Source organism: Ignavibacteria bacterium, assembly GCA_041649015.1.
Lineage (GTDB): Bacteria > Bacteroidota > Ignavibacteria > Tepidaquicellales > Tepidaquicellaceae > CAIKZJ01.
Genome location: JBAZNU010000002.1, coordinates 411,725 through 424,092 on the forward strand (window position 1 = coordinate 411,725; position 12,368 = coordinate 424,092).

The window sequence follows — 12,368 nt, forward strand, 5'->3', positions numbered from 1 at the left end:
TTTAAATTTAGAGACTGAAATTACAATTACTTATTCAAAAGTATGTGACAAAATATTTTCATTTAATTGTTTCAGGAAATTTTATACATTATTGAATAATTTAAACAAAAATTATGAAAAACTTAATTATCTTGCTTGTTATATTTGCCTCATTTATACAGGCAAATTCACAAACAATAACGGGCGCTTACCCTTTCCCTTATTTTAATTCATACAATTATCTATGGGGAATAACTCAGCGCAACGATACTCTCTGGATAGGTTCCGACTTTAACGGAACAGGTTATCCTACATCAATGATGTACAAAGTCACAAAGCAGGGTGTTATGGTTGACAGTCTGGTAACACCTTTTACATTCAACCACGGCCTTGCATGGGATGGGACAGGATTCTGGATTGCAGAAGATTACAGATCGTCAGGGGGAAGAATATACAAGATTAATTCACTCGGTGCAAAAGTTGACAGTATTTACACGAACTCAACACTTGCTGGAATAGGCGGCATAGCACTGGACGGTAATCATTTATGGGTAGCTATTTATTCGCCTGACTTCGCTACATATCCAAATGCATTCGCATACAAGATTAATCTGGCGACAAAGCTGGCAGTAGACACAATACCGTTACGAGGAAGACAAGTTCAGGGGATTGCCGTAAAAGGCGATACGATATTTTATGTGAACGATAATTTCCAATCGGAACCTGAGCGGATTTATGCATACAGCCAGACAACAGGAGATACATTGTTCTCGTTTCCTTCGCCTGACTCAGACGGTGACTGCGATCCTAAAGGACTTTTTTATGACGGAACAAATCTATGGCTTATGGCATTCAGACCGGGAGGAACTGCATCTGCTTACAGAACTTTGTATAAATATCAGATTGGAGGTTCGGGTAATCCTGTGATAACGACATCGACGAATCTTATTGATTTCGGGAATGTACCTGTTGGTACAACATCAAACCAGACTCTTAACATCTCGAACAACGGAGTCGCTAAGCTTATAATTTCCGGAAAGAACATAACGAATCCGAGGTTCGGAATAACTCCATCAGTAGTACCGGATACGATTAATCCGGGTCAGAATAAAGATTACACTGTTACTTTCAATCCGCTTGCTTACGATACATTATCAGCACAGCTTCAGCTTGCGAGCAATGATTTGATAACACCGATAAAGTTAGTTAATCTTAAAGGAAAGGGTGTGTTTACCGGTGCTACTATTGCACTATCGGCAAACAGTTTTGATTATCAGCAAAGACGTGTAAATTCACTTTGCGGTTACCTGTTTACGGTAACAAATCAGGGAAATGCGAACTTAGACATTTCATCGATGCAGTTCAATACAGCACGATACAGAATTGATACGGTAGGAATACAATTCCCTTATACCATTTTACCGGAAGCATCAAAAGTATTCAGGATTTGGTTTAATCCAAATTCAGGTGCGACATTTAACGATACTTTAAAGATAAACTCAAATGCAACGAACTTACCTGTTGCAAAGATTTCATTGACGGGTACGGGTAATGCAAATCCGACTTTGCTTGGAACATCATTATGGGCAGCAAACACACCGGATAATCCTTTTACATCATCGGACGATCCTCAACCAACGAGCATGAAACAGATTAGCGATGTGAACGGAGACGGAGTAAACGATTTAATTGTATCATCCGGCAACTATTTAACAACTTGCTGGAACGGTAATGCTTCAGTTAACGGAGATATACTATGGTCTTTTAACACAGGGTATGATAATAACAACACGGGTTCTGTTGCATGGGAAGACGCAATGCAGATACGCGATGACGTTGACGGTGACGGAATACAGGATGTAGTAATCGGATGCGGAGGCGGTAATGAAATGGTGTATACAATATCGGGCAGGACAGGAAGGCAAATCTGGGCGTATGGTGATTCAATATCATATTCAGACGGCGATATTGAAGGCGTAAGAGCTGACAAAGATTTTAATGGTGACGGAGTTAATGATGTATTAATCTCCGCAAGCGGAACGGGTAGTTCCGGTACAGGCGGAAGACATGCAATAATATGCGTTAACGGACTGAACGGTAATGTGATATTTTACGTAACTCAGAATTCAGAATTTACTGGTGATATAGTATCAACGCAGTACGGCGCGGCTATTGGCTGGGGCAGCAATGCGGGTGCATATTCAGTTCATGGAACAGATAACCTTGGAAACGGTACATGGGCATTTTCAAACGTGAATGGAAAAACATGGAGCATGAGAGTAATACCGACAACGGATGCAGACACGTCTAAAGAAATACTTGGTTTTTACGGTTTTTCTGGAAAAGTATTTTCAATAGAAGCGGAAACCGGTGCAGAAATGTGGACAGTAACACTTGGGTCAGCAAACGCAGGATTTATTAAAGTACTGGATGACCTCGATTCAAACGGTTCACCTGATTTCACTCTTTCGGGACCACAGACTGTTTTCAGGATTGATACAAAAACACAAAGTACATTATGGACATACTCACCTGGAGCATCATACATTCGCGGAGTTGATATGCTGAGCGATGTAAACGGAGACGGAAAGAAGGACGTAATTGTCGGCATGCAGACACCGGGAGACGTATTAGTATTGAGCGGAGCAACCGGTGGAGTGCTATTTACATATTCATTCGGTTCAACGGTTACGTTCAGGGCCGACAGAGTATCGGCTTTGAACAGCATTGACGGCAACTCGACTTCAGAATTCATTGCCGGATGCAGGAATGGAAAACTAATGTGTTTCAGCGGCGGACAGAATATACCTGTGGGTATAAGCGGATTAGCGGGAGAAGTTCCATCGAATTATGATTTATCGCAGAACTATCCGAATCCGTTCAATCCGAGAACGAGTATTAAGTTCTCGTTGCCAAAAGATGAATTTGTTTCGATAAAGGTGTATGATATACTCGGCAAAGAAGTAGCAACATTAATGAATGAAAACAAGCCGGCAGGAAATTATGACATAAACTTCAACGCTTCTTCGTTAAGCTCAGGTGTTTATTTCTACAGAATGAATGCGGGCAGTTTCAATAGTATTAAACGTATGGTTGTTCTTAAATAAGTTAAACTAACTATCACCACTCAGACATTGTGTCGTCTGAGTGGTGATTTTTTAATTCTCTTACTCTCTTGTCAACTCAGCTTTCTGAATAACATATACCGGATAAGATATAACTTCGTTCTCGCCAGATCCCGTAATGTTTGATTTACTTTTCTGAGCAGAAAGAACTTCAGAATAAATTTTACTATTTTTTAATTCATATCTTGAACTAAGGAGAATATTTTGTGTTTCGAAGTAAGAATTGAATTGATTATCGCCAAAGAAGAAATCGATAAGTATAGTATTGTCTTCATCGAGGATCCACTTTCCATTTTCAATGTCTTCTGCAATCATGAAATAATTCTTTTCCAATTTTGAAGCACCCTCGCCGTATGCAGTTTTCCATGAATATTTATTGGGCGTATCTGTTTTTGAGATTGAGAGATACATGTTAACTTCGCTTGACTTGCCTGCGGTTATGATTAGGAGTTTACCTGTCCAGTTCCCGAGCCACTCGGATTCATTAAAAGTGTTTTTGTTTTGCGAAAAAGACACTGAAGAAAGAAGCAAAAGAAATAGCAGCAATGATAGTTTTTTCATTTTAATTATATTTTATTTTAATAGTTTTACTTAATCAAATTTAATAAAAGACTCTTTATTAGATGCCGGTGGAACAGGGGGAGGGTTGTACAAGCTTATTTCGGGTTTTGAGCCCTTGACATAGAAACCTCCGTTTTCAGCCCACTCATAAGTTTTTTTAGTTTCATTAAGGCTTACAATAGCAGGGAAAACAATCACGGTATTAAAATCGTCTATGTATGAGAAAGAATCATCCTGACTTGCAAATGTGAAACTTGATTTCTGCTTTGGAATAATTTGAAAACCTGTTTGGATTTCTGAAAGAAACTGGCTGACTTTTTTAATTTTTGACTTTGGGCTTACAGGGTCTTTAGCATAAATTAGAGAAAGGAAAGCATAAGGCGGCAGGAAGTCTCCTGTCTGCTTTTTATAAACTGTTACAGCATAATCAACGTAAAACCGAATTTCAAGTTTATCTTTACAAAGCAAAATATCTTCATTGAAATATTGTAAATTATCAGGAAGAATATGGAAATCAGAGCTAACATCCCAAGACCTGATAGAATTGTAATTATGTTTAAATAATTTAAGATTAGTATAGGTTCCGGGAAGTTTAGAAAACTTCCAGACATTCTTAATTATAGTAGATTTATTAACAAAATTACATAATTTAGTCACCTGAGCGAAAAGATTTTCATTCTGGATGACAGCCTCAGAATTTGATTTCTTTCTGTTTTCGGACAACCCAGAAGCAACAGTCTTTTTATTCAACCGTCTGTAAACAGTTTTTCCAATTTTGCCGGTTGGTGTACCGAGTACACCGCTTCTGATTCTTGCCATTATTGTAACGCTAATTTAATGAAATATTGGGTATTTTTATCATCAATTTTTCAATGCGTAAAAATCTTTCCATATAAGGCGCATATAGCTTCCATTAAAGGTATATATAAGGACTGTGTAATTCAAGTGTAAAGACAGTGTTAGTACAGTGTGATTAAAGTGTAGAAGTGGGTTATTTTTGCGGTTTATTTGAAAGTGCGACAATTTAACAAATAGATTAAAATCGTCTGACATAAACATAACAAATAATATACTTATAAAATTTCATAATGTCAAGAAAATATTACATTTATTGCAAAAGAATTTAATCCGTTCAAAAATTGAAAATGAAGTATTAGAACAAGTATTTGCATAAAATTACACTGGTTTAATGAAAAAAAGAGTATAAAGGATTTTGCTAAGTGTATTTTCTTTATTCAAAGCTAATTGCATCGGTTAATTTAGATTCAAGATAAATCTTTAATAGTTTGATTTTTGTGTATATCAGGAGGTATTGTATATTATCAAATAATTGCATAAGTTTTTGGATAACTCATAACAAAAGGAAGTTACTAATCAAACAATATTATGACTGTTAAAAAGTTCATTGGGTTATTATTTCTGGTTTTAGCGAATATCTCTGTATATTCCCAGTCATACTGGACGAGAGTTACTGAAATAGAAGCCGGATTGGATCTTTTAACAATTCAGTTCACTTCAGCACAAACGGGTTATGCATGCGGCGAATATTCAAATATTACGCGAGGTGCAATATTAAGAACAACGAACGGGGGGTATAACTGGCAGACAACAAAATTCAATCAGTTTCAAATTACGGATTTGAATTTCATAAATGACTACACAGGTTACTTTACGGGTTGGACTGGAGGTAATAATAATTACATATACAAAACCACGAATGCAGGAATTAACTGGTTCTGTACAGATTCAATTCCTACAAGTTTCTTTAAGATTAAATTTTATGATGAAAATATCGGAATGATTGCTTCCAAGTACAATACGTATCATTTCACAACAGATGGGGGTTATAATTGGAGTATTCAGTACAATGGTAATTGGCATGAACCGACAAAGATATTGTGTTTTGATAAGGATGTATGGATTGTATTAGATAATGTCGTAGGAATAAATAAAACAACAAACAGAGGTGTAAATTGGACTCATATGAATTTTGACAGCATAGGCAAGAAATGTGCTGCAATAGACTTCCTAACTGACACTATTGCATATTCATATTCCTTCAATAAGAAAGTATTTAAGTCAAATAATTCCGGAAACAACTGGACTCAAATTGGTACAGTTTCAACCAATTATACGCAATATTATAACGATATAATTTTTCTTAATAGCAAGACAGGTTACATAAATTACTACGCAGGAGTGTTTAAAACAACGAATGGCGGGTATAACTGGTTTAATTCAGTAGCAGATTCAACGACTCGTTTTAATGCGCTTTTTTTTCTGAATCCCGATACAGGTTTTGTAGCCGGATGGAAAGGGTTAATATACAGAACTACGACAGGAGGAGAGAAGTATAATCCTCCTCCAATAATTACTCCAGATAAATTCAAGTTATATCAAAACTATCCAAATCCGTTTAATCCGATAACGACAATAAAGTTTGACGTGCCAATTTCTTCGTCGGTAAAGATTTCTGTCTTTGATGTTTCAGGGAGGGTATTAAAAACGCTTGTAAACGATTATTTTCAAGCGGGGACGTATAGTGTAGAATGGAATGCGGCAAAAAATTCCAGTGGAGTTTATTTTTATAAGTTAATAGCACGTGACTTCACCGAAACAAAAAAGATGTTGATAGTTAGGTGAGAGTGAATATACACCATTCAATATTATCTCCAGCTTAAATTCAGATGATTTTCTTTGAAAAACATCATATCATTTTGGCAGCAATCAAATTTTATAATCATAGATTTTATAGTATAAATATTATATTTTAATTCGCACAATATAGAATTAATTATAATACTAAAATCTTTGAACTTCAGAAAGCAAATAATATTTGGAATAGCAATATTCTCAATTATATTCTTGGTAATTCCAGCAAGAGTATTTTCTCAGTTTGCGGTATCTTATAAGAACCTCAAGCATAATTACAGCATAAATCTTCCGAAGTCGATGGTATTGACAGAAAAACAATCGCCAGAGGATTGCGATACATTGATTGCCGAGGGTGAGGAAGGTTCAAGGTTAGAAATAGTTGTATATTCAGACAAGATATATAAAGGGGTAACGAGTAGTCAGCTTTCGTACAGGTCGTTTATGCCTGATTTTAAGGTAAGGTATAAGAACATAAAACTTGCAGAGAATGACTACACAGATATTTCAGGAAACCCGGCTATGTATATGAAGGTTGACTTTAACAATGAAAAAGAAGACGGGATAGTATCGCAGTTCCTGCTTTTGAGGGGGGAAAAGATATATATCATAAGACAGGTTGCTTCAAAGGATAACTATGATAAATTCATGTCTGAAATATCGGGATACATTTACAGCTTCCAGTTCATTGAAAGTTCGAACACAGGATTTTACAAGAATGATGAGTACAATTTTATGATAAATTTTCCGACGGCATGGGTGTTTGACAATAGTACATTTCCCGTACAAGCGAATAATTCAAAAGGGTCGAGTGTATTTATTGAAGTGATAAAGAGCTCAGATTTTAAGGATATCACAGCTCAGGACCTTGATACAGAGGTACTTCTCGATGCGTTTAAGAAAAAGTTTACTGACATAACGATTATCATTAAGAGAAATGAAGAGATTAACGGAACGCCTGCATTAATGGTAAAGTACAGATGGCTTCAAAAAAACACGGATAAAACGAACGGATATTTTGTTATACATTATTATTTAATAAGGAACGAGATGCTGTATATAATTCAAGGGATAGTGAACGATACAAATCCGGTTAATGATGAGAAACAGATACAGAAATGCGCTGAGAGTTTTCAGTACATAAAGTGATGGGGATTAGATAATCCTCTTCTGACATAAAGAATTTTGAACGCAGATTTGCACTGAAGAAAGGATTATCTCAGATTAAAGATATGAAGATATTTTAACGGAATGATGAATGATTTTACCACAATGAAGGCAAAGTATGCATAGAAGAAAATTATTTTCATTTCTAAGAGAAGGAGAATTATTTTTATAAGGCAAGGGTCACAGAGTAGAATACATTCTATTGCTAAGTGCATGAAAATAATATCTAACCGCAAAGTTCGCAGAGTTCGAAGTGAAGAAAATGATTTATATCTAAGAGAAGTTGAATTAATATTTTGAGGCAAGGGTCGCAGAGATTTAATTATTATTAATGGTGAAAAGCATTACAAAATAGCTTTAATTGTTGGATTAGTTTTGATAAATTATTTGTTAATTATAAATAATCATTATAATGAATACTAAAGAGATACTGCAAAAGTACAAGAATATCGCCGTGGTTGGGTTCTCAGACAATCCGGAAAGAGACAGCAACAAAATTGCTATTTACATGATGAATAACGGTTATAACGTTGTCGGGGTGAATCCAAAACTTGACGGCAGGGTTGTAGATGGAATAAAATGCTATGCACATTTAAGCGAGATACCTGAGAAGATTGACATTGTGGATATATTCAGACTTCCAATTGCTGTACCAGGTATTGTTGAAGAAACTATGAAACTTAAGAATAGACCTGATGTAATCTGGACACAGCTTGGGGTAATAAACGAAGAAGCGAAGAAAAAGGCTGAAGAAAACGGGTTTATATACGTTGAAAACAAATGCCTTTATATAGAGCATAAATTAAATAGGTAGATGAATTGAAGACAAAACTATATTTTTCAATCGCTTCCTTTTTTATACCGTTTATAGTTTATGTCACGACACTTGCTCCCGGTTTGTATTTTATTGACACGGGTGAATTAGCGGCAGTATGCGTAAAGCTTGGGATTGCACATCCAACCGGTTATCCTTTATTTACAATACTGGGAAGTATATTTGCAAAGCTTCCTATAGGAGATTATATATACAGGCTTAATATAATGTGTGCGGTACTTTCATCGATAACTGCACTCGTGTTCTTCAACATGATGTATTTTATACTTACAGAACTTAACCTTAACAAAGAGCAGGATAAAAGTACAAGATTTTATACGGATGAAAAGAATACACTAACAGCAATTCTAATTTCTTTTTCCGGTGCAATGGTACTTGCATTTTCAAGCACTTTCTGGAATACATCCAATTCTCTTGAAGTATATTCACTGCATGTTCTTTTAGTAGTAACGGTGATGTTTCTATACCTTAAAGCAGGAAATTCATATGTGAAAGGGGATTACGACCTCAAGTACTGGCTCTTATTTGCTTTTGTGCTTGGATTAAGTTTTACAAACCATCTATCAACGATATTTCTCAGTGTAGGTTTTCTATACCTGTATTTTGCGGTTAACGGATTCAGTAAAATGTCGTTCAAGAAGATATTATATATGATAATTCCGTTCGTGTTAGCACTATCCGTTTATGTATATTTCTTCGTTCGCGGAGACAATACTGTTATTGCATGGGGAAATCCCGTTACATGGGATAATTTTATGAGGCACGTATCAGGAAAACAATTCAGCGTATGGATGTTCACTTCGACCGGGTCAGCATCGAAACAATTCTCGCATTTCGTAGATATTTTTCCGAAAGAGTTTTTCTACATTCCAGTTATAATAGCAATATTCGGTATCATTGAAACATTTCTCAAACAGAAGAGATTCTTCTATTTCACATTACTGCTATTTGTGTTTAACATACTATATGCGATTAACTATGACATACACGATATAGATACGTATTTCCTGCTGGCATTTGTCGTAACATCGATTTGGTTTGCGTTGGGACTGAAATTTTTGTTTGCAAAAATGAAAATCAGCGGATTAGCTGCAGTATCATTATCACTGATTATACCCGCATTTTCGATATACGGAAATTATGATGAGAACAATCTGAAAAACAGCCACTTCGTTAAAGAATACACGAATAATGTTTTTAGGTCAGCAAGAGAAAAGTCTATTATAATGTCAACGCAGTGGGATTTCTGGGTCTCAGCATCATTTTACGAACAATATGTACATAATATTAGACCAGACGTTATTGTGATTGACAAGGAACTGATGAGAAAATCGTGGTATTTAAAGCATTTGAAAGATCACTATCCAGAATTGTATTCACGAAGTAATGCGGAATTTTATACTTACGCAAAAGAGTTGTATAAATTTGAGAAATTTACGGAAAATTATACGAAACCAAAGAACGAAACTGACAAACAGAATTTGATTCTTATACAAAATGCATTCATGAACCTTCTTAACAGCATAATAACCAGAAATCCGGAATACGCATTTTACACGACCTCTGAAATAGAAGAAGAAAAAAATGAAAGAATGATGAAAGATTATGCAAGAATACCTGAGGGTTTGTTATTCCGGTATGAACCGAAAATGGAATTTGATTCAACTTATGCAGAACCTGAGATTGTTTTCACAAAAACAACTGAAACCGACTACTATCACACTTTTTTGATGAACGCATATTATTTTATGTTTTTGAACAGAGCAAGTTTCCTGATGAATTTCAACAAACTTGACAGAGCTGAAGAACTTATAAAGAGGGCTTTAGAGATAAAACCTAACGATAGAACCGCGATAGGAATGCAGAAGAGATTAAATGAAATGCGCGGATTAAACCCATAGATTGAGAAAATACATACCTATAATATTATTCATATTAGTTGCAGTAACTAATATATATTCATTTGAATTAAACGATACTCTTAAAGTTGATTCGACATATATTAAAATGATGCAAGAAATGATAGTTGAGCGTATTATTTTAATCGGTAATACGAAGACTAAAGATGAAGTAATACTTAGGGAAATGATGTTAAAAGAAGGTAGTAAGTTTAATCTTGAGTATCTTGAGAATGATGTAAAAAGACTTTATAATCTCGGACTTTTTAACCGAGTTGACGTTATACCGGCACCTTTAAGTTCAACGAAAATTAATCTTGTTTTCGAATTTGAGGAAGGCTTTTATTTTTTACCTATACCTCAGGGAGGGTTCAAGGAAGGTTCGCTTAAGAAGATATGGGGCGGATTAAATTTCTTGTGGAAGAATTTCAGGGGTATGAACGAAGCAGTGAATTTAAGTTTCGGTGTTGGATACGAACCATTTATTTCTGCTTCCTATTTGAATCCTTGGATATTTGGAAAAAGTCATTACTTTTTCAAGACCGGCATCAGATATTCGAGGAATTATCCACGCAGTGTTGGTAAATCAGATTCTATAGGAGTTATATTTGATAAGAACGAAGTACCAACCTACACTCAGGATGATTTCAGAGCAGATTTAAAAGTTGGCAAATACATAGGTCAGAATTCTTCAATTTCAGCAGACATTCAAGTAAACAAAATCTGGACATCTCAATATGAGCCCGGAAGAACTGTATCAAAAGACGGCAATGATTTTTTCCCGACGATGGGAATAGATTTCACGTTTGATACACGAGATTACAAGAAGTTTGCAACTTACGGGAGTTTTTATTTTACAAGGTTGTCGAGGAGCGGCATGTTTACAGGGGTAATTGATGTAAACAAATTTCAAACTGACCTGAGACGTTTTATTCCGATAAAAATCACAAAAGACTATGCACTCGTTCTTGCCGGAAGGTTTAACTCAGTGCTATCATTCGGAGGCGGTGAGATACCGGTTTATCTGCAGGAATCTATGGGATATGACAATTTAATAAGAGGATGGGATAACTTTGTATTACAAGGAGAGGATAAGTTATTTTCATCATTAGAGCTCAGGATACCGCTTGTGAAACCATTTTACGTAAAGGGTTCAGACCATTTTATAATCAGCAAACTTCCGATAGCAAATAGTTTTTCATACAGATACGGTGCGTATGCTACGCTTTTTTTCGATATAGGAGGTGTCTGGACGAGAAAAGAATCCATATATGACGTACAGTTTAAGAACGGATTCGGAGCGGGAATAAACTTTTTACTGCCGTTCGATTTTGTTGCAAGGCTTGACCTTGGATTTAGAAAAATCCCATATAAGACAGATTATAAGGGACAATTAATAATAGCATTAGACGCATCATTTTAATTATGGAATATTATTACACAGAACCAGAAAATATTGACAAAGAAAGCAAACTTCTTTTAATTAAAGGTTATGAGTACAAGCACCTCGTTAAAGTATTACGAAAGAAAAAGGATGATATTATAAGTATTACAGACGGACTTAGGAACATTTACGTAACCAAAATAGTAAATATTCAAAAGGATTCGATACAATGTGAAATAACCGAAACGAAGTATAACTTAAATGAACCGAAAATTAATCTAAGACTATTCTTATCACCATTAAGGAAAAGCGACAGGTTTGAATTTCTTGTAGAGAAAGCAGTGGAACTGGGTGTGTATGAGATACAGCCTGTTATTTCTAAACACTCGATACTGCAAACATCTTTTTCAAAGGCAAAAATGGAAAGACTGCATAAAATTATGATAAGTGCTATGGGTCAGTCGCAAAGATGTTATTTACCCGTTCTTCATAATACGATGTCTTTGAAAGAAATGATTATAAGCGCCGAAGTATACAAGAATAAATACGTTTATTACGAATATGCAGAAAACAAAAAGGGAATAATTACGAAATTGGATAATGAGGAAAATATTTGTATCTTTACGGGACCAGAGGGAGGATTCGACAAAAGCGAAATACAACAACTAATAGAAAACAACTGGCAGGTCCGAAGTCTCGGTGAAAGAAAACTGAGAGCTGAGACCGCTGCAATTATAAGTGTGTTTGAAAATTTAAAAAACCTATAA

The 12,368-nt window shown here is 35.4% G+C and carries 9 protein-coding genes; 7 read left to right on the forward strand and 2 right to left on the reverse strand.

The features are described 5' to 3' along the window. Window positions 1-113 precede the first annotated feature (113 nt). The gene (locus WC644_04935) at window positions 114-3,086 is read left to right on the forward strand and encodes a choice-of-anchor D domain-containing protein (GenBank protein MFA5011281.1); all 2,973 of its coding nucleotides are present in this window, start codon (window positions 114-116) and stop codon (window positions 3,084-3,086) included. A 60-nt stretch (window positions 3,087-3,146) separates the two neighbouring features. Here WC644_04935 and WC644_04940 read toward each other — a convergent pair whose 3' ends face one another. Together WC644_04940 and WC644_04945 are read right to left on the reverse strand one after the other, a co-directional pair. Continuing rightward, complete coding sequence (locus WC644_04940) at window positions 3,147-3,665, reverse strand: hypothetical protein (protein ID MFA5011282.1); 519 nt, start codon at window positions 3,663-3,665, stop codon at window positions 3,147-3,149. Between the two features lie 30 nt (window positions 3,666-3,695). Then, window positions 3,696-4,484 carry a hypothetical protein gene (locus WC644_04945; protein MFA5011283.1) on the reverse strand — a complete coding sequence of 263 codons (789 nt, stop codon included), beginning with the start codon at window positions 4,482-4,484 and terminating at the stop codon, window positions 3,696-3,698. A 567-nt stretch (window positions 4,485-5,051) separates the two neighbouring features. Here WC644_04945 and WC644_04950 point away from each other — a divergent pair. The 6 genes from WC644_04950 to WC644_04975 all read left to right on the forward strand — a co-directional run bounded on the left by WC644_04950 (window position 5,052) and on the right by WC644_04975 (window position 12,368). After that, on the forward strand, window positions 5,052-6,308 hold the full coding sequence (locus WC644_04950; GenBank protein ID MFA5011284.1) for a T9SS type A sorting domain-containing protein: 1,257 nt from the start codon (window positions 5,052-5,054) through the stop codon (window positions 6,306-6,308). A gap of 168 nt (window positions 6,309-6,476) precedes the next feature. Then, complete coding sequence (locus WC644_04955; GenBank protein ID MFA5011285.1) at window positions 6,477-7,466, forward strand: hypothetical protein; 990 nt, start codon at window positions 6,477-6,479, stop codon at window positions 7,464-7,466. A 430-nt stretch (window positions 7,467-7,896) separates the two neighbouring features. Then, window positions 7,897-8,298, forward strand: a complete 402-nt coding sequence (locus WC644_04960) for a CoA-binding protein (GenBank protein ID MFA5011286.1) — start codon at window positions 7,897-7,899, stop codon at window positions 8,296-8,298. Between the two features lie 5 nt (window positions 8,299-8,303). Further along, window positions 8,304-10,220 (forward strand): DUF2723 domain-containing protein, encoded by a 1,917-nt coding sequence (locus tag WC644_04965; protein MFA5011287.1) that lies wholly within the window; start codon window positions 8,304-8,306, stop codon window positions 10,218-10,220. Window position 10,221: 1 nt separating this feature from the next. After that, window positions 10,222-11,640, forward strand: a complete 1,419-nt coding sequence (locus tag WC644_04970) for a BamA/TamA family outer membrane protein (protein MFA5011288.1) — start codon at window positions 10,222-10,224, stop codon at window positions 11,638-11,640. Between the two features lie 2 nt (window positions 11,641-11,642). Then, the gene (locus WC644_04975) at window positions 11,643-12,368 is read left to right on the forward strand and encodes an RsmE family RNA methyltransferase (protein MFA5011289.1); all 726 of its coding nucleotides are present in this window, start codon (window positions 11,643-11,645) and stop codon (window positions 12,366-12,368) included.